The organism is Pseudomonas sp. A0308, from assembly GCF_044218815.1.
Taxonomy (GTDB): Bacteria; Pseudomonadota; Gammaproteobacteria; order Pseudomonadales; family Pseudomonadaceae; genus Aquipseudomonas; species Aquipseudomonas iridis.
On record NZ_CP162581.1, the window covers coordinates 680,577 to 700,171 of the forward strand.

15 protein-coding genes are annotated in these 19,595 nt (G+C 58.7%); 8 read left to right on the forward strand and 7 right to left on the reverse strand.

Features of this window, described 5'->3' with window-relative positions; genetic code table 11:
* Positions 1-100: 100 nt before the first annotated feature.
* The 5 genes from AB4P92_RS03160 to AB4P92_RS03180 form a co-directional block, all read right to left on the reverse strand.
* Positions 101-1,753: an HAD family phosphatase gene (locus tag AB4P92_RS03160; RefSeq protein WP_261736898.1), complete on the reverse strand. Its 1,653-nt coding sequence runs from the start codon at positions 1,751-1,753 to the stop codon at positions 101-103.
* 86 nt (positions 1,754-1,839) lie between these two features.
* Positions 1,840-3,399, reverse strand: coding sequence for an arylsulfatase (locus tag AB4P92_RS03165; protein ID WP_261736897.1), 1,560 nt, complete (start codon positions 3,397-3,399; stop codon positions 1,840-1,842).
* Positions 3,400-3,481: 82 nt separating this feature from the next.
* Entirely contained in the window at positions 3,482-4,273 is a 792-nt protein-coding gene (locus AB4P92_RS03170; protein WP_395599651.1) for a transporter, read from the reverse strand.
* A gap of 112 nt (positions 4,274-4,385) precedes the next feature.
* Positions 4,386-5,060, reverse strand: a complete 675-nt coding sequence (locus AB4P92_RS03175) for a DUF3313 domain-containing protein (protein ID WP_261736896.1) — start codon at positions 5,058-5,060, stop codon at positions 4,386-4,388.
* Positions 5,061-5,108: 48 nt separating this feature from the next.
* Positions 5,109-6,368: an OmpP1/FadL family transporter gene (locus AB4P92_RS03180; RefSeq protein ID WP_261736895.1), complete on the reverse strand. Its 1,260-nt coding sequence runs from the start codon at positions 6,366-6,368 to the stop codon at positions 5,109-5,111.
* A 271-nt stretch (positions 6,369-6,639) separates the two neighbouring features.
* Between AB4P92_RS03180 and AB4P92_RS03185 the strand changes: the two genes are divergently transcribed.
* From AB4P92_RS03185 to AB4P92_RS03195, 3 genes are all read left to right on the forward strand, one after another.
* Positions 6,640-7,098 (forward strand): metallophosphoesterase family protein, encoded by a 459-nt coding sequence (locus tag AB4P92_RS03185; RefSeq protein ID WP_261736894.1) that lies wholly within the window; start codon positions 6,640-6,642, stop codon positions 7,096-7,098.
* Positions 7,099-7,170: 72 nt separating this feature from the next.
* Positions 7,171-9,552, forward strand: a complete 2,382-nt coding sequence (locus AB4P92_RS03190) for a DUF3772 domain-containing protein (RefSeq protein ID WP_261736893.1) — start codon at positions 7,171-7,173, stop codon at positions 9,550-9,552.
* 236 nt (positions 9,553-9,788) lie between these two features.
* Positions 9,789-11,333, forward strand: coding sequence for a class I SAM-dependent methyltransferase (locus tag AB4P92_RS03195; RefSeq protein ID WP_395598849.1), 1,545 nt, complete (start codon positions 9,789-9,791; stop codon positions 11,331-11,333).
* 119 nt (positions 11,334-11,452) lie between these two features.
* Here AB4P92_RS03195 and AB4P92_RS03200 read toward each other — a convergent pair whose 3' ends face one another.
* Both AB4P92_RS03200 and AB4P92_RS03205 read right to left on the reverse strand, forming a co-directional pair.
* Entirely contained in the window at positions 11,453-11,740 is a 288-nt protein-coding gene (locus AB4P92_RS03200; protein WP_047300797.1) for a hypothetical protein, read from the reverse strand.
* A gap of 121 nt (positions 11,741-11,861) precedes the next feature.
* A complete protein-coding gene (locus AB4P92_RS03205; RefSeq protein WP_395598850.1) occupies positions 11,862-12,635 on the reverse strand; it encodes a helix-turn-helix domain-containing protein in 774 nt (257 codons plus the stop codon).
* 220 nt (positions 12,636-12,855) lie between these two features.
* On the opposite strand from AB4P92_RS03205, the gene AB4P92_RS03210 reads away from it, so the two are divergent.
* From AB4P92_RS03210 to AB4P92_RS03230, 5 genes are all read left to right on the forward strand, one after another.
* Positions 12,856-14,481, forward strand: a complete 1,626-nt coding sequence (locus tag AB4P92_RS03210; RefSeq protein ID WP_395598851.1) for an APC family permease — start codon at positions 12,856-12,858, stop codon at positions 14,479-14,481.
* Between the two features lie 23 nt (positions 14,482-14,504).
* Positions 14,505-15,431: a 4-hydroxyproline epimerase gene (locus AB4P92_RS03215; protein ID WP_395598852.1), complete on the forward strand. Its 927-nt coding sequence runs from the start codon at positions 14,505-14,507 to the stop codon at positions 15,429-15,431.
* 55 nt (positions 15,432-15,486) lie between these two features.
* Complete coding sequence (locus AB4P92_RS03220) at positions 15,487-16,434, forward strand: dihydrodipicolinate synthase family protein (protein ID WP_395598853.1); 948 nt, start codon at positions 15,487-15,489, stop codon at positions 16,432-16,434.
* A 66-nt stretch (positions 16,435-16,500) separates the two neighbouring features.
* Positions 16,501-18,093 (forward strand): aldehyde dehydrogenase (NADP(+)), encoded by a 1,593-nt coding sequence (locus AB4P92_RS03225; RefSeq protein ID WP_395598854.1) that lies wholly within the window; start codon positions 16,501-16,503, stop codon positions 18,091-18,093.
* Entirely contained in the window at positions 18,083-19,348 is a 1,266-nt protein-coding gene (locus tag AB4P92_RS03230; protein ID WP_395598855.1) for an NAD(P)/FAD-dependent oxidoreductase, read from the forward strand. Before AB4P92_RS03225 ends, AB4P92_RS03230 begins: the two co-directional genes overlap by 11 nt.
* The last annotated feature ends 247 nt before the right edge of the window (positions 19,349-19,595 follow it).

The following is a 19,595-nucleotide window of genomic DNA, read 5'->3' on the forward strand; positions in this document are numbered from 1 at the left end:
CACTCAAGCTCATCTTGGCGCTCACCCCGGCAAGCTAAAAGACATTGTTTTTACAAACTATGTGCCATAGGCGGGCTCTCGGAAGGCGCACTCGGGCGTTTTAAGGTTTCAGTTCCCATGCTTTGAGTTTTTTCGCAGCGGTGCCGAAAGGACCCAACTGGTAGATGGCCGCGCCGGCGGGCGAGAAAAAAAATGACTGGAATGGTTCGGCATTCATCTTGTCGAGATAGTCGCGAGGTGCAACGCCCGTGCTTACGTGCGGATTAAAATTCTCGCCAGACATTTTCGGGACGAATGTCGATACGTACTGGATGAGCGCAGCGTCACTGCCGGTATCGTCGTGCGCAGCAGTGAACGCTTCAATTGGGCCGGTTTCTGCGGTGAACGGCTCCACAGCGACAATGATGTCCGCTTGCAGCTCGATGATTTCCGGCGTTGGCTTCGCGCAAATACCTGCGACCCCGACCGCTCCAGCGGGAGCGTAGTAGTATTTGAACGCCTCCAGCTTCATGGCGTTCACATTGGCGCTGACGAGAACCTTCTCAGCAGCGGCATAAACCTTGTCGAGATCCTCCGTGCGGACGAAACGCTGAACCAGCGTGATATGTGGACGGTGCGCGGCATCCAGGGCGAAGCCTTTCGGGAAGACCTTAAGTAGGCGAGCGTTATTCGCGTCGGAGTACTTGAGCATCGTGCTGTCAGGCTCCAACAGGATGTCGATGGCGGTAACCTTGGGTTGCGCGGCCGGGAAAACGGTTTTCCAATCGTTCTTCATGCTGACGACGGTCCAGCCGCTTTTTTGCGCTTGTTCATCCAGTGCCGGAGGAAACGCACCAAGCTTGACGTCTGGCAGCCCACGAGCCGGACCATAGGCGAACTCGCGCTGCGCATCATCGTGCAGCACCAACAGTTCGAATCGCAAACCGCTGCCACCTTGTGTGTACTCCAACATTTCTTTGTCGCCGCGTGAATTACCAAACGCGGCGATTGGGCGCCGGCCAATGTGCTGATTGATTCCGATCGGTTTACCGTCCTTGTCATCATTGAAATTGAGTTCCGACAGGCGCACGAGTACCGGTTTGCCGTCGAGCAGCTCAAACTTTGTTTTGACGCTGCTGCCAATGACCTGATCGGGCGGTATCCCGTAAACCCGCTCGGCCCAAGGCCGCATGAACTCTATCCCGCCACCGGAGACGATGAAGGTCCTGAAGCCATTCACTCGCAAGTAGTCGAGCAGTTCGAGCATCGGCTGATAGGTCATCTCGGTAAAGAGCTTGCCGGTCTGAGGGTTTTTCGCCGTTGCGATCCACTCCTTGACGATCTGCTCGAATTCAACGGTGGTCATGCCCGAGTGAGTGGCCATCACTATTTCAAGCAGTGCATGCTCGCCACCCGCCAGCGCGGTTTTCACATCCCCCTTGAGCAGCGACGCGAACGGCTCCTGGGTTTTCCACTCGGGATGCTGAGCGCTCAGCACCTTGACTCGATCAAGTGCGAAGTACAGTTGAACGGGCAAGGGCTGTTCACTCCAGAGCGTGCCGTCGTTGTCGAAGGTGGCAATTCGTTCCGGAACCGGCACAAAGTCTGGCGAACCCGGTTGTGTGGCCTTCTCGACGAAAGTCACGATTGATTGTTTGGCTTTGCCGTCATTCCAGCTGGGAAGCGGATCAGCGGACTGCGCACTGATAGCTGTAAATGCAAATACGCAAGCCAACATGGCGGCCTGGACCGTTTGTATACGCATAGTCTTCATGAGTGCGGCTCTCAAAATAGAAGTCGCACCCAGTGAAAAGGGTGCGGCTCAGTTAGCGGGCTCAGCGTTTCATTGTGTGCACAGCACTATTGTTTTCCCGTCGACATGTCTTCGATCTGCTTCTGCATCTTCGTCAGGTTGAACGAACCGGGCGTCTGACTAGGTGGGTAGTCCTTCATGGTCATGAGGAACTTACCGACCATTTCGGTGATCGGCACGATGGCGTAAACGTGATCGATCCACCAGTCGTTGTAGGTGTTGGAGTTGTGCTGGGCTTTCTCGAACGGATCTCGACGCAAGTTGAAGATCAGTGGTGCACGCAGTTCAACGAAAGGTTCGCGCCAGAGATTCATGGTTTCTTCGCGGTTTTCCATGAAGACAACCTTCCAGTCCTGAAAGCGAGCAGCGACGATTTCACCGATGTCATTCACATAGATGAACTCCTTGCGCGCAGAATCTTTCGTCTTGCCAGTGAAGTAATCGATCTGGTTGTAGCCATCGATGTAGTTCTTGTAGTGACGGCCATTAAGGTCCGTGCCTTTGAGCAACTGTTCCTTGACGTCCGGCGCACCGGCAACGGCAGCAAAGGTCGGCAGCCAGTCTTCATGTGCAACGATGCCGTTAAGTGTGGTGCCTGCCGCGAAATGGCCAGGCCAGCGCACAAACATCGGAACACGGTAAGCGCCTTCCCAGTTGGTGTTCTTTTCACTACGGAAGGGAGTGGTACCTGCGTCAGGCCAGCTGTTGTAGTGCGGACCGTTGTCCGTTGAATACTGAACAATCGTATTGTCGGCGAGGCCGAGGTCATCAATGACCTTGAGCAGTTCGCCAACCTGCATGTCGTGCTCGACCATGCCATCGCTGTATTCATCCTGCCCGGAAATACCGCGATGTTCGGCCTTCACATGGGTGCGAAAGTGCATGCGTGTGCCGTTCCACCAGACGAAGAACGGCTTGCCGGCTTTGGCTTGAAGCGTAATAAAATCCTTGGCAGCCGTGACGGTTTCTTCATCAATGGTTTCCATGCGCTTCTTGGTGAGCGGGCCGGTGTCCTGGATAGTCTGGCCACCCTTGCCGTCAGCGAAGGTATGGAGCACACCGCGCGGGCCATATTTCTTCAGAAACGCAGGATCTTTCGGATAGTCCAGATTCTCTGGTTCCTCTTGAGCGTTCAAATGGTAGAGATTGCCGAAGAACTCATCAAAGCCATGCATCGTCGGCAAATGCTCGTCCAGGTCGCCTTGATGGTTCTTGCCAAACTGACCAGTTGCGTAACCCTGACTCTTGAGGACTGTCGCCATGGTTACATCAGTCTTCTGCCAGCCTTCCTTCGCGCCGGGCAGGCCAACCTTGGTCATGCCGTTGCGAATGGGTACGGAACCCCCGATGAAGGCCGCACGTCCGGCGGTGCAGCTTTGCTGAGCGTAGTAGTCGGAGAAACCCAGACCTTCCTTGGCGATACGGTCGATGTTAGGCGTCTGGTAGCCCATCATGCCGCGGTTGTTATAACTGATGTTTTCGATGCCGATGTCGTCTCCCCAGATGACGAGGATGTTGGGCTTTTTGTCAGCCGCGTGAGCCATGGCCGATAGCAGCACAATCCCGACGACGGCAAATAGCCTGCCCGGGGTTCGTTTTAACGTCATGTGATTTCTCCTTGATTGACCCAGCAATCAAATAATGAGGTCTCGTGTTAATGCGGTATGACTCCTTGTGTTTAATTGCCCTTCAGCGCGGAAACAGAAACGCCACCGCCGCGCGCAATCCCCAGCTCTGCGCGCCACCTTCTGGGCTGTCCGCCCAATAGCGTGGCCCGACTTGGATGGTCAAAGGTTGACCTGAAATTTTCAGCAGTTGGGTGACCGTCAGGTTGACCGGCACCGACCACTGATGGGTTTGCCAGTTGTAGGTCGATTCCGTATTCACCCCGAAGGTGGTGTAGGTATCGTTGGTGTAGGAAAGGAATGGCTGCAGGAAGGTCTGATTGACCTTTTCCTTGCCATCCGGTGGGCTGCCGTCGAGTCCCCAGACATGGTTGGCGAGCATGCCGCGGGTCCAGCCATTCGATTGCTTCAGCGCTACGGCGGTCGGACCCAGGCCCCACTGCTTGCTGCTCAGCAAATCATTGCTGCCGACAGGAATCAGGATTGCTGGCCCAACACCGAGAATCCAACCAATGTCCGTGGGTTTTTTGGGCGAGAAAAAGAAGCTTTGGGTGACATCGCCAATCCCGGTTTTATCCGCCTGGCCATCCGGGGCCAGACCGTGTTGATCGATGATGGGCAGGATGGTGCGAGAGATAAGATCCCAGTCGTCGTTCAGCTCGAATGGCAGCACCGGCTGAATATTGGTCACGCTGTGCATGCCGTTACCGGTCCGTCCCATCTTCTGGTCCCAGTTGTATTGCACTGGCAAGCTGTACATCGCCGCAATCGGGTTGAGCGCCTGTTTGGCCAATTCGGCGGAACTTTCAGCCTCGGCCACACTGCTGTGCAGTGCGAAGACAATGGCCGGCAGCAACGTAAGCCGTAGCGATACTCGCAAAATGTTCAATCGCGTGTTCTGCGGGAGCCAACACGGTGGCCAGCACAACCGCAGTGGTTGCGCTGACATTCGCCTGTAGTGCGAGTCGCTATTTGAGCAGTGCGCTCATATCGTCCGTGACGCCTTTGATGGCGGCTTTGAAGTCATTGGCGGTAATCGCCTGACTGTTGTTTTCCAGCGCTTTACCGAACACTTTGCGCACCGCTTTTACGACCGGCAAACCGGAGGTGGCATCAACAAAGTAGGCCTCGACATACAGCTCGGTATTCTGATCACGATGCCCCGTGGCGGCAGAAACCCCACCCACAACGGCCGCGATCGGCACTATTTCATACCAGTGCATTCCTTCATTGGAGGCCGAAACGCCTGTGATCGCCGCGCGCATGATCAAGGTGCGGGCACCAACAGGGGCGGCTTGCAGGGTGGGTACGACCCTGTATTTTTGCGCCAGGGTGTTTTTTACGCTGGTGCTGGCGTAATCCTGCAACGACTGCAGGGTTTGCATGTTGACTCGTTCAGTTGGTTTCGGCGCCGGGTACATTTCCAACTGATTGAAAACTACGGTGTCATAAGCACTCGGCTTGAAGCCTGGAGCCATCCAGCGCATTGTTTTCTGACCGCTCGGAGTCGAGACTTCCGTTAAGCCCTCATAACCGGGCAAGAACCCTGAATATTGGTTTTGTTCGGTCACTTTCGAGACGCAACCAGCAAATAGCAGGCTGCTCAACGCGACACCAATAAATAACTTGCGGGACATGTTCATTTGACGTGGTACTCCCAGAGCTGTGTTTTGTTATTCACTGGCCAGGCGCTAGAAGCGCCAAGTCAAATTGCCGGTCAGGGTTTGAATCCAGGCATTACTGAACTGGCCGGAAGTGCGTTGGCCAGACAAGGATTTAGTTTGATCAACCGGCAAGTCACCCATCCAGACCACATCCCAGCCAAGGTTCAGGAGGGTACTTTTATCCAGCGCATAGGTGGCGCCAGTACCCAGGCGCCAGGTGGCACCCACCGGCATGACCAGGCTTCGATTTGCGTCGGATACCGCGGAGGTGTCATATGCAACGCCCACATTCCACAGCAACTTTTGGGTTGCTTGGTACTGCGCGCCCAGCGCCAGTTGGTAGGTGTCTTTGAAGTTGGCATTGACAGTGGTCGACTGCGCACCGGCGGCATTGGTGTCAACCTGCAGGGAAATCTCTCCGAAACTTGACCAGTCCTGCCAGTTGACGGTCGCCAACAGCGCCCATTGCGGATCGAGCTGCTGATACAGGCTGAGCGTGGCTGTTTGCGGCACACTCGTACCAATCTTGGTATTAAGACCGTCCAGACTATTCAGCAGTTGACCCGTGCCTTTAACGTCCAGGCGATCCTCGAAGTCAAGATCGACTTTGCTCGTGTAGGCCAGACCAATCCGGGTACCCACTTGAGGGGAATAGATCGCACCCAGGTTGGCGCCATAGCCCCAGGTGCCGTCTTCATACTTGTATTGGCCATCGCTGCGGTCGAGCAAACCGAAGGGCGCGCGATTAATCGCTGTCTGCGACTTCAGTATGCCGTACATGGCTTTGAGACCAACGCCCAGCGACCACTGATCATTAAAGCGATAGGCCACACTGGGAACCAGTGACAGACCGACAATGCTGGCGTCCTGCACGTAATAACGACCAGTCCAGCTATTACCGAAACTTTCCGCCAGACCGAAGTCGCCATAGGAACCAAACCCGACGCTCCATCGTTCATCCAGTTGATGGCTGATAAAAAAGCTGGCACCGGGAGTCAGTCCCAAGCCGTTGTCTCCGTTACCACCGTTGCTGGTGGTTGAAGAGTCTTGATCAAAACTCACATTGCCAAACAGCAGTTGGGCGCCGGCACTTATTTGGGTGCCCTCCAGGTAGCTCATGCCTGCCGGGTTGCTGGCGATAGTCGACGGCCCTTGGGCTCGTGCAGCAGCGCCTGCATTGACCAGCCCCGTATTATCACTGCCGACTTCATACAACATGATCCCACCCGCATGTGTCCACGAAGAAACACACAGGCACACCATGCCGTAGATCAGTTTTCTGGCCATCTGAGCGTCCCTGGAATTTGTCATTCCACTGTTGTTAGACTTATTGGAAGCAAGCGATCAATGACGAGGACAGTAACTTCATTACATCTAACGTTTAGTGCTTTGGGTGTTCTGTAGACGAGTTTCAACGACCGTATTTAGCGAGATTTGACCTAGATCAAATTATTTCTCTTGCACGTTATATTTTTTACACAACCAGGAGCCATTCCCGGACAGGCCGTTTGAATCCACAGCCGAAAACAGCCACCCATTCCCTGCTAATCTCTCCCCCATGAAAACCGCCATCATCTCCGACACCCACGGCCTCCTCCGTCCCGAAGCCCTGACCGCCATCCAAGGCTGCGACCTCATCCTCCACGCTGGCGACATCGGCAGTCCCGAAATCCTCGATCAACTGTCAAAAATAGCCGCCGTCCAGGCCGTGCGCGGCAACAACGACCTCGACCTCCCTTGGGCTGCCAACATCCCCGACCACCTCAGCCTCGATCTCAACGGCTGGCCAACCCTGTTGATTCACGACATTGCCGACGTCCCTGCCCTCCTCGCCGCCAACACCCGACTCATCATTACCGGCCATTCCCACAAGCCGTTAATCGAATGGCGCGACAACCGCCTCTACCTGAACCCCGGCAGCGCCGGTCGCCGTCGTTTCAAACTTCCCGTGACGCTGGCCCTGCTCGAGGTGCGTGCAGACGCACTGGAACCGCAGTTGATCCACCTCCTGCCCTGAAACTTTTCCGCTCCATCCGGCTCGATCACCTAACCTCATAGACTGTGTGTTCCTTTCGAGCCCGTCCTACCCATGCGTAACACGATGAAGTCGTTGTTTCTGGTCGCTTTCATGCTGCTCGTTCCCGGCAGTTTTTCGCTGTGGGCTGCGGATCTGCCGGCGCCTTCCGCGACGGCTGAGGCGCCGTTGCCGGCGATTAATCAAAGTGATCTGCAAGCGCTGCAACAACGTCTCGATGCGCTCAAGCAGCAGATCTCGTCGGCGAACAATTTCAATCAACTCGAAGGGCCGCAGGATCGGGTTCAGGCTTTTATGCTGGATGTTGATCGGCTAACGACGTCGTTGTTGCCGCAGCAGGCACAGTTGGCGGTGCAGTTGGGGGTTTTGGGCGAGGCACCGGATGTCGAGGCGGCGGCGGAGCAGGCAGATATCGTCGCGCAGCGGGCGGCGCTGTCGGAGCAGAAAAACAAGATCGATGGCACGCTGAAGAGTCTGGCGGCACTGAAACAGAGTGCGGCGGATTTGATCACGCAGATCGCCGGTATCCGCCGTACGCTGCTTGAGAGCGAATTGACGCTGCGCACACTGAGTGTGCTGAATCCGGATTTCTGGGCGCCGCTGGTCAATCCTTCGGGGAGTGATGCCCAGCGTTTCAATTATTTCTCCGACCAGATCCGCAAAACCTGGGCGACGGTATGGGCGCCGGGTGAGTACTTTTTCACGCTGGTGCTGATGCTGATCGCATGGCTGGTGTGGACGCTCGGGCGGCGGCTGGCCGAGCGAGGGCTGACGTGGGTGTGTATTCACCGCGTGCCGGAGGGGCGCTTGCGGCGCAGTGCGCTGGCGTTTGCATCGGCGCTGGCGACCATCGTCACCACCGCCCTCGCCTTGCAGTTGCTGTTCTATGCCCTGACTCGGCAAGCGCCGTTGACGCCAATGCTGACAACGTTCTCCGAAGAGTTCGAGAAAGTCGTCTATGCCTGTGTGCTGATCACAGGTTTGAGCCGCGCGCTGTTGGCGACGGAGCATCCGTCGTGGCGTTTGCCAGCGATTGCCGATGAAGTGGCGCTAGCCCTCAAGCCCTATCCGCGCATCTTGTCCTGCACATTGCTGGTGTTGGTGACGCTGGTGCAGGTCAGCAATGCGACGGCAATGAGCAGCAAGATTGTGCTGGCCGGCCGTGGCGTGGTCGCCATGGTGGTCATGGCGATCATCGTGACGATGCTGTTGCGTGTTGGCAAAGTGCGCAAGGCGCTGGCTGCGACTCATGACCCGCAGACGAGCAGCACCTTCGCCGGAGTGATTTTCACCGTCGCCAGCATTTCAATGGTTGTTTCGACGGTCGCGCTGCTGACCGGTTACGTGTCGCTGGCACGCTTCGTCACGTATGAACTGGTGTGGGCGTACATCGTGCTTGCAGGGTTCTACCTGTTGATTCAGGTGGTCAAGGACGGTTGCGAGTTCGCGTTTTCGCCCAGGTATTCAAGCGGCAAGGCGCTTGAGCATCTGTTCGGGATTGGTGATCGACGGCTGGATCAGATCGCCATCCTGATATCCGGCATCAGCCGCGCCGTGCTGTTGCTGTGCGCGGTGATCACGCTGTTTGTCGGCGGCATCGGCACCACGCTCGGGCAGTTGACAAGCAACATCCTGGCGATCCTCGGCGGCGCCGGGTTACGCAAGCTGAACATTGTCCCCGCTCATCTGCTCAACGCGGTGTTGGCGCTGCTGATCGGCATCTGGTTGATCCGCGCCCTGCGCCGTTGGCTGGACAACGAGTTCCTGCCCAAGACCGACATGGACCCGGGCATGTGCGCATCGCTGAGCACGCTGTTTTCCAATATCGGTTACGCGTTGGTGATCTTGCTGACACTGTCGTCGCTCGGCGTGCAGTGGACCAATCTGGCGTGGATCGTCAGCGCACTGTCGGTGGGCATCGGTTTCGGTTTGCAGGAGATTGTGAAGAACTTCGTCTCGGGCCTGATTCTGCTCACCGAGCGCCCGGTGAAGGTCGGCGATTTGATCAGCATCAGCGGCGTCGAGGGCGACATCCGCCGGATCAATGTGCGCGCCACGGAAATCCAGCTCAGCGACCGCTCGATCGTGATCGTGCCCAACTCGCAACTGATCTCGCAGAACCTGCGCAACGTCACCCTCGGCGGCAGTGCCCAGGGCGTGGCGTCGCTGGAGTTGATGTTCCCGCTGGATATCGATCCAGAGGAGGTCAAAGAGCTTCTCCTCAACACCTACTGCGAGAACGAAAACATCCTCGACAAGCCGGCGCCGTTTGTGCGCTTCAGCCATTTGTCGCCGGACGGGATTACGTTGACGGTGACGGGGTATGTCGGCAGCCCGAGGATTGTCGGGGTGACCAAGAGTGATTTGCTGTTCGAGGTGCTCAAACGGTTGGGCGCGGCAGGGATTGCGTTGGCGAAGCCGGCGTCGAGTGCTTGATTACAGATTCCCGGATATTTAAAGAATCTGCGCCAGACGCCGATCACTCTAGGAGTGAGCCTGCTCGCGGTGAGGGCATTTAGCGGCTGGGGCCAGCTCCGCAGTCCATCGGGGGATGAATCCTCGCCACAACGCGGACACGAATAGAAATAATCACGCGCATTTTGTCCTTGTGGCCCGTAATCACCAGCCCTTATAAAACCAGCCTTTCCGTAACGAAATATTAGGACACGAACATGAGCGACACCTGGAACGAAGGGTATTTCACCGACGAAGGCTACACCTACAGCTATAGCCGGGAAATCAATCCTGTCTTCCAGCGTTATTGCTTGTTGCTGCGCGGCTTTGCCAGCCTGGAATCGAGCGAAAGCTATCATTGCGAACTGGGCTTCGGCCAAGGCGTATCGATCAATATCCATGCCGCCGCCAACCCCGGTTCCTATGTGGGTACAGACTTCACACCGTCCCAGGCCGCCTTTGCCAGTACGCTCGCCAGCGACTGGAACAGCGATGCCCGGCTGTATGACGACAGCTTCGCGCAACTGCTGGCCCGCAATGACTTGCCGCAATTCGACAGCATCAGCCTGCATGGCATCTGGACCTGGGTCAGTCGCGACAACCAGCAACTGATCGTCGAGTTTGCCCGTCGCCATCTGAAACCGGGTGGAATGCTGTACGTCAGCTACAACTGCTTCCCCGGCTGGTCGCCCGCAGCGCCACTGCGCAACCTGTTCAGCCTGCATGATCGCTTCACCAAATCGGCGTCTGCCGGCCCGGATCAGCGTATTGACGCCGCTCTGCAATTCTCTGAAGCGCTGTTGGCCGCTAATCCCAACTACGCCAGCGCAGCGCCGAACCTGGATGCCAAACTTCAGAGCATCAAGGGGCAGAATCGTCAGTACATCGCCCATGAATACTTCAATCGCAGCTGGGATTGCATGTATTTCACTGACGTGGTCGACGCCATGGCTCCCGCCAAACTTGACTACGTCACCACCGCTGTGCCGCTGGATTCGGTCGACCCGCTCAACCTCAGGCCCGAGGGCATGGATTTCCTGGAAGGGATCGAGCATCCGATCATGCGCGAACAAGCGCGTGACTATTTCGTCAATCAGAGTTTCCGACGTGACCTCTACGTGCGCGGCGCCACCCGGCTGTCGACCGCAGAGCAGCGCCAGGCATTGTTCAATACCCGTTTCATCCTGCTGCAAGCGCCAGAGAGCGTGCCTGTCCACGTTCGCGGGCCTGCGGGTGAAGCCTCGCTGCAGACGGAGATTTACGGCCCGGTACTTGAAGCGCTGACCGCCAACAACTATGCACCGAAAACCTTGCGCCAGTTGTCAGCCGCCGCGTCCTCGCTGGCATCTGACGATGTGCTACAGGCGCTCAACGTGCTGATCGGCATGAATGCCGTGGCACCGTGCCAGAGCGAAGCTGCAGAGAAAGGCGTGCAGGCGCGTTGCAACGACCTGAACCTGGAGCTGTGCAAGCGCTCGCTGTTGAGCGACAAGATCCAGGTGTTGGCCAGCCCGGTGACCGGCGGCGGCATCACCGTCAGTCGTTTCGAACAGCTGTTCCTGATAGCGATCAAGCATGGCCAGGAACACCCCGCCGAATGGGCACAACTGGCGTGGGCTATCCTCGGCGAACAAGGCGAGGTCCTCGTCAGGGACGGCGCGCCGCTGGCGAGCGCCGAAGAGAACATCGCTGAGCTGACGCTGAGTGCCCAGGTATTTGCCAGTAACAAACTGGTGATTCTCAGAGCGTTGAACATCGTCTGACAGGCACACGCGCGCAAAAGTATCGCGCATGAAAAAACCGGCTGAAGAGGCCGGTTTTTTTTGTCACTACAGGCTCGGTTTCATTCGCGGCAACCGCATTAGCTTCTTCGCAGCTCAAATCATTTGCACTTGGCCAACACCACCTGACAAGTATTCGGCGTGCCGCCTGAGCGACCGGCATAGCGAATACAGTTGTTCATGGATTTCTGCCGCGCCATGTTCAGGCTGGAGCCCCAGGCCAGACCGCCCTCGCCGACCGTCGGCATCGCTTTTGCGTAGCAACTGTCGCCTACGCCGGAGGGCGGATAGTGTTTGCGGTTCGAGCAGCCGGCGCTCAGCGTCAGGCTGAAAACGATGAGCGCAGGCAAGAGCCACTGCGAGCATCGGTGCCAAGGTGTTCCGATCATCGCGTTGCTCCTGTCGCATGAGGTTTGTGACTCATTCAGTCTAGCTGCACTGAACACGCCCCACTGTAGGAGCTGCCGAAGGCTGCAATCAAAATCTAAAGATCGCAGCCTTCGGCAGCTCCTACAGGGAGGTCGTGGCCTGGCGATACTGGCGCGGGGTGAAACCGGTCGAAGCCTTGAACTGGCGGGTAAAGGCGCTGTGATCGGTGTAGCCACATTGCAGTGCAACCTCGGTGATCGGCAGGTCGGTGTGCAACAGCCGATGCGCATGTTCCAGCCGTACTTTCTGGATCATCTGTCGTGGCGTCAGGTGGAATACCCGTTTGCAGTAGCGCTCCAGTTGCGCCACTGAAATGCCCGCAATGCGAGTGAGTTCGCCCAGCGTGACGCGCCGATTGAAGTGCTTGCGGATGTGGTCGTCGACTGCGGCAAGTCGCTGGAATGCCGGATGCGTTTCACTGGCCGACTGCAAATCGACCGAGATTCCGGCCAGCCCGATGATCGCGCCATCACCGTTGTACAACGGGTGTTTATGGGTCAGGCACCAACCCGGTTCGCGGCTGCCGTACAGATGCAGCTCGAGCTGATCCTCCAGCACGAAGCCCTCCTCCAGCACTTTGCGATCCTGTTCCGTGTAGCCCGGCCCCAGTTGCGCCGGGAAGACCTGCGCGCTGGTTTTCCCCAGCATTGGCCGCAGATCCTTCAAGCCACAACGCTGCACCAGCGTGCGGTTGGCCAGCACATACCGGGCCTTTACATCCTTGATGAAAATCGCCGCATTGGGAATCAGGTCGAGCATCGGCAACAGCGGCGCCGCGCCGGCCAGGAGCGCTTCCAGCGTTTGCGGGCGATTGCCTTGACCCTCCTGGCACAGGATTGAAAGCGCGTTGTACATCGAAGGTTTCTCCCTGTTCGCAGGTCGGCCGTGGGGCAGCCGCCTGCAGATTGCAGCAACGTCTGCGCCGTGTCGAGTGACGCCGTGCATCCACGCAACTGTGCCGATTTCGTCATCAATCGCACCGCAAAACATCAATCGCGCCAATGCCGATGAGTTCAAAGTCTGGCCGTCCCAGTGACACAACTGCCTATCCAATAACTCACAAGAAGGCAACGCCATGTCTGGTCAAGGCAAGTTCAAAAAACAGCTATCACTGATTGATCTCACGTTTATCGGCCTCGGTGCGATTTTCGGCTCGGGCTGGTTGTTCGCGGCCAGTCATGTGTCCGCCATCGCCGGGCCGGCGGGGATTTTTTCCTGGCTGCTGGGCGGCTTCGCCGTGTTGCTGCTGGGCATCGTTTATTGCGAACTCGGCGCCGCACTGCCACGCGCCGGCGGCGTGGTGCGTTATCCGGTTTACTCCCACGGGCCGCTGCTCGGTTACCTGATGGGCTTCATCACCCTGATCGCGTTTTCCAGTCTGGTGGCAATCGAAGTGGTTGCCTCGCGCCAATACGCGGCGGCGTGGTTTCCCGGTCTGACCAAAAGCGGCAGCAATGACCCGACCTTGCTCGGTTGGCTGGTGCAGTTTGGCCTGCTCTGCCTGTTCTTCGTGCTCAACTATCGCAGCGTGAAGACATTCGCCAAGGCCAATAATCTGGTGAGTATTTTCAAGTTCATCGTGCCGCTGCTGGTGATCGGTGTGCTATTCACTTTCTTCAAACCGGAGAACTTTCAGGTACAAGGTTTTGCGCCTTTCGGCCTGTCGGGTGTGGAGATGGCGGTCTCGGCAGGCGGGATCATCTTTGCCTATCTTGGGCTGACTCCGATCATCTCGGTGGCCAGTGAAGTGAAGAATCCACAGCGCACGATTCCCATCGCACTGATCCTTTCGGTGTTGCTGTCGACCCTGATTTACGTACTGCTGCAAATGGCCTTCCTGGGCAGTATCCCGACAGAAATGCTGGCCAACGGCTGGGCTGGTGTCAGCAAGGAATTTGCCCTGCCGTACCGCGACATCGCGCTGGCACTGGGCGTGGGCTGGTTGGCCTACCTGGTGGTCGCCGACGCGGTGATCTCGCCAAGCGGCTGCGGCAACATCTACATGAACGCGACGCCACGGGTGATCTACGGCTGGGCGCAGACCGGTACATTCTTCAAGGTCTTCACCCACATCGATGAAAAGTCCGGTATTCCGCGCCCGGCGCTGTGGCTGACGTTTGCGCTGTCGGTGTTCTGGACCCTGCCGTTCCCGTCGTGGGAAGCGTTGATCAACGTGGTCTCCGCCGCATTGGTGTTGAGCTACGCCGTGGCGCCGGTGACGGTGGCGGCGCTGCGCCGCAATGCGCCGGACATGCCACGACCGTTCCGGGTCAAGTACATGGGTGTGCTCGGGCCGGTGTCGTTCATCATCGCTGCGCTGATCGTCTACTGGTCTGGCTGGAACACCGTTTCGTGGCTGCTTGGCCTGCAAATCCTGATGTTTGTCGTGTATCTGCTGTGCGGCCGCTTCGTGCCAACCGCGCACCTGAGCCTGGCCCGCCAGGTCCGTTCTTCTGCGTGGTTGATCGCCTTTTACGCAGTCACCATCGTGCTATCGAAGCTCGGCACCTTCGGCGGCCTGGGCATTCTCGCCCACCCTTTCGACACAATCGTCGTGGCCGCGTGTGCCACCGGTATTTATTACTGGGGCGCCGCCACGGGCGTGCCGGCACACCTGCTGCGTCTTGAAGAAGACGATGAAGAAAGCGAAGTCGCCTCCCCCGCTACCACCGTGAACGCGCGCCCTGCCGGCGCCTACTGAACTCAGCCAACGGGACACCTCTCATGAAACGAGTACACGTCATCGATTCCCACACGGGTGGTGAACCCACGCGCCTGGTGATGAACGGCTTCCCTGAATTGCCCGGCAGCACCATGGCGGAAAAGCGCGATGCCCTGCGCAATCAGCATGATCAGTGGCGCCGCGCCTGCCTGCTGGAACCGCGCGGCAACGATGTGCTGGTCGGTGCGCTGTATTGCGCGCCGGCGTCGGCGGACGCCACCTGCGGCGTGATCTTCTTCAACAACGCCGGTTATCTCGGCATGTGCGGCCACGGCACCATTGGCCTGATCAACTCGTTGCAGTACCTGGGGCAGATCACTGCGGGCGTCCACAAGATCGACACACCCGTCGGTCCGGTCAGCGCGACGTTGCATGAAGACGGCATGGTCACGTTGGGCAACGTACCGTCTTACCGCTACCGCAAACAGGTGCCGGTGGACGTGCCCGGTTTCGGCCGCGTGTCTGGCGATATCGCCTATGGCGGCAACTGGTTTTTCCTGGTGTCCGAGCACGGTCAAAACCTGTCGATGGACAACGTCGAGCACCTCACCGACTACACCTGGGCGATGCTCAAGGCCCTCGAAGATCAGGGCATTTATGGTGAAGACGGTGCCGTGATCGACCACATCGAACTGTTCGCCGATGACCCCGACGCCGACAGCCGCAACTTCGTCATGTGCCCCGGCAAAGCCTATGACCGCTCCCCTTGCGGCACCGGCACCAGCGCCAAACTCGCGTGCCTGGCCGCCGACGACAAACTGCAGCCCGGCGAGCGCTGGGTGCAGGCGAGCATCACCGGCAGCCAGTTCGAAGGCCGCTTTGAATGGCAAGGCGACCGCATTCGCCCGTACATCACCGGCCGCGCCTACATGACCGCCGACAGCACACTGTTGATCGACGAAACAGACCCGTTCGCGTGGGGCATCTGAGCCACCGCGCCGACTTTTCAAACCCATCCGAATGATGTGCCAAGGAGTTAAAACAATGAGCGACAACATCTTCACCGGTTGCATGCCGGCCCTGATGACCCCGTGCACCGCCCAGCGCAAACCGGATTTCGACGCACTGGTGGCCAAGGGTCGCGAGCTGATCGATATCGGCATGAGCGCTGTCGTGTACTGCGGATCCATGGGTGACTGGCCGCTGTTGACCGAAGCCGAGCGCCAGGAAGGCGTGGCGCGGCTGGTGGCCGCGGGCATTCCGACGATTGTCGGCACCGGTGCGGTGAATACCCGAGAGGCCGTTGCCCATGCAGCCCACGCGGCAAAAGTCGGCGCGCAGGGCTTGATGGTGATTCCACGCGTGCTGTCGCGAGGCGCTTCGGCCGCCGCGCAAAAGGCTCACTTCGCCGCAATTCTGCAAGCCGCGCCGAACTTGCCGGCGGTGATCTACAACAGCCCCTACTACGGCTTTGCCACCCGCGCCGAGCTGTTCTTCGAACTGCGCCGCGAGTACCCGAACCTGATCGGCTTCAAGGAATTCGGTGGCGGCGCCGACTTGCGTTACGCCGCCGAGAACATCACCTCCAAGGATGACGACGTGACCCTTATGGTCGGCGTCGACACTCAGGTGGTGCATGGCTTCGTCAACTGCAACGCCACCGGCGCGATCACTGGCATCGGCAATGCTCTGCCCCGCGAAGTGCTGCAACTGGTGGCCCTGAGTAAGCAAGCGGCGAAGGGTGATGCCAAGGCGCGGCGTCAGGCGCGGGAGCTGGAATCGGCACTGGCAGTGCTGTCGTCGTTCGACGAGGGCTGCGATCTGGTGCTGTATTACAAACACCTGATGGTGCTCAACGGCGACAAGGAATACACCCTGCATTTCAACGAAACCGATGCGTTGAGCGACTCCCAGCGCCGCTATGCCGAAAACCAGTACGCGCTGTTCCGCCAATGGTACGAAAACTGGTCGGCGGAGCAGAACTTCGCCTGACCCCAGGCTTTGTTTTCTTGCCCGCCGGGTTTGCGGCGGGCGCTTTTTTCTCATCAGGAAGACACCATGACTCTGACGGGCAACATGCTGATCGGGCAGCAACGTATTGCGGGCAATCGTGAAGCCATTCGCGGGATCGACCCGGCCACCCATACCGTGCTGGAACCTGCCTATGCCGGTGGATCGGCCGCGCATGTCGAACAGGCCTGTGCCTTGGCGTGGGCGGCGCTGGACAGCTATCGCGAAACAACGCTGGATGCCCGCAGCGAATTTCTTGAAGCCATTGCCCATGAGATCGAAGCCCTTGGCGACGAACTGATCGACCGCGCCGCCGCAGAAACCGGTCTGCCCCGTGCGCGTCTGCTCGGTGAACGCGGGCGTACTTGTCAGCAACTGCGTCTGTTTGCGCGCACCGTGCGCAACGGTGAATGGCTGGACGTGCGCGTCGATACCGCACAACCGCAGCGTCAGCCGCTGCCGCGTTCGGATTTGCGGCAACGTCAGGTACCGCTGGGCCCGGTGGCCGTGTTTGGCGCGAGCAATTTTCCGCTGGCGTTCTCCGTCGCCGGGGGCGACACGGCGTCGGCACTGGCCGCCGGTTGTCCGGTCATCGTCAAGGCGCACAGTGCGCATCCGGGCACCAGTGAGCTGATCGGCCATGCGCTGGCGCGGGCGGTAAAAGCCTGTGATCTACCGCCGGGCGTGTTCTCGTTGCTGTACGGTTCCGGGCGCGAAGTGGGCATTGCGCTGGTCACCGATCCACGCATCAAAGCCGTGGGTTTTACCGGTTCGCGCAGCGGTGGTCTGGCGCTGGTTCAAGCGGCGCAGGCAAGGCCGGAGCCGATTCCGGTGTATGCGGAAATGAGCTCGATCAATCCGGTATTGCTGTTTCCGGCGGCGTTGCACAATCGCGCGCAAGCGCTCGCTGAAGGGTTCGTTGCTTCACTGACGCTAGGGGCCGGGCAATTCTGTACCAATCCCGGGCTGGTGATTGCGCGTAAGGGCCCCGCGCTGAACAGCTTTATCGCGGCCGCTGCCGAACGGTTACGACACAGCCCGGCGCAAACGATGCTGACGCCCGGGATCTTCAATGCCTATGAGGCTGGCGTGACTGCGTTGCTTGAAAACCCGCGCGCGCAACTGTGCGCTGAGGGCCTGATGAGCACAGGGCCAAATCAGTGTCAGGCCCGGCTGTTCGTCACTCAAGCCGGGGATTTTCTCGCCGATCACAGCCTGCAGGCCGAAGTGTTTGGCGCGGCGGCGCTGATTGTGCAATGCAGTGATGACGATGAAATCCGTCAAGCAATCGAACGCCTGGAAGGCCAACTCACCGCCTCGTTGCACCTTGACGACGAAGACCTTGAGCAGGCCCGCGCATTGTTGCCGACACTGGAGCGCAAGGCCGGTCGCTTGCTGGTCAATGGCTGGCCTACCGGCGTCGAGGTGTGTGAGGCGATGGTTCACGGCGGACCGTTTCCGGCCACGTCCGACTCGCGCACCACGTCGGTCGGCACCGCAGCGATCCACCGGTTCCTGCGCCCGGTCTGTTATCAGGACTTCCCCGACAGCTTGCTGCCCGGCGCGCTGAAACAGGCCAATCCGCTGCGGTTGCGACGCTTGCTCGACGGGCAAAGGGAAGCGCACAACAATGCCCAATAACGCCTCGCACGATATCGCCGTGGTCGGCGCCGGCATCATCGGCGTTGCCTGCGCATTGCGTCTGGCTCGCCAGGGGTTGCGAGTTGTCGTCATCGACCAACAGGAACCGGGCCACGGCGCATCGTTCGGCAATGCCGGGCATCTGGCGACCGAACAAGTGTTTCCGATTGCCGATCTGTCGATACTCAAGCGCCTGCCGGCCATGTTGATGGACCCGATGGGGCCATTGCGCCTGGACTGGAAATACATGCCCCGCGCCCTGCCCTGGTTCACACGGCTGTTATTGAATCTGCGTTCGGAACCCTTTCAGAAAACCGTCGCCGGACTGCGTGCGCTCAACGAAGGCAGCCTCGAAGCCTGGCATCGCTTGCTCAGCGACATCGAGCGTCCTGACCTGCTGAAAGTCGACGGTTCATTGCTGGTGTTCGAACGTGCGGAATCACTTCAGGCCATCGAAGCGCTTCAGGCACGCTTGCATCAGCAGCAGGTCCCCGTCGATTTCTGGGAGGCAGATACGATTCGCGACACCGCACCGCAACTCAGCGAGCGGATTCGGGGCGGTTTGTTCTTTCCCCGCACCGGGCATTTCATCGATCCTTATCGCGTGGTTTGCGAGTTGGTCAGCGCAGCCAAGGCCAGCGGCGTGCGTTTTGAGAAGCAGCAGGTTCAGGGCGGATATGTTCAGGAGCACGGTGTTTCACTGATCACCGGAAACGGTGGTTTGACCGCGAGCCGCGTCTTGATCGCATGCGGCGCGCACTCGGCCAAACTCACGGCCGCGTTGACCGGTAAAACCGTGCCACTGGACACCGAACGCGGCTATCACTTGATGCTGCCCCAGGAACACGACCGCCTGCCCTTCCCCGTCACCTCCATGGAACGCAAGTTCATCATGACGCCGATGTCCGAGGGACTGCGGCTGGCCGGTACCGTTGAGTTCGCAGGGCTTGAACAGCCGCCGAAGATGGAACGCGCGTGGCAGTTGCATCGGTTGAGCCAAGGGCTGTTCCGCAAAGATCTGAGTGCTGAAGCGGCGACACCGTGGATGGGGTTCAGGCCGTCATTGCCGGATTCACTGCCAGTGATTGATCAGGTGTGCGGTGGCAAGGTGCTGCTTGCGTTTGGGCATCAACATCTGGGACTGACGCAGGCGGCGGTCACCGCAGACATGATCGTGCAGATAGCGGGTGCGGCAACCACAAACCTGCCCAAAGACCTGCCATGCAGCGAGGCCTATCGACTGGCGCGCTTCTGACCTCGCGTCAAATGCGCTGAAGCGCGTCGCCTTGGTGCAGTGATCTTCGCTTTTAAACCAAGGTGTTTAAATGACACCTGAGGACACGGATCCGAGGCTACGCATCCTTGCGCAATTGCCTACAGCTAAGCCAGAATCCGCCGGCTTGTACGCCTTGAGGGCGGGTTCTATTGTGGTGCGGTCGCTGACGAATCAGTGATCGGGTTTAGCAGCTCGCCAATTTTCAAGGCACGTAAGTCCCGCCATT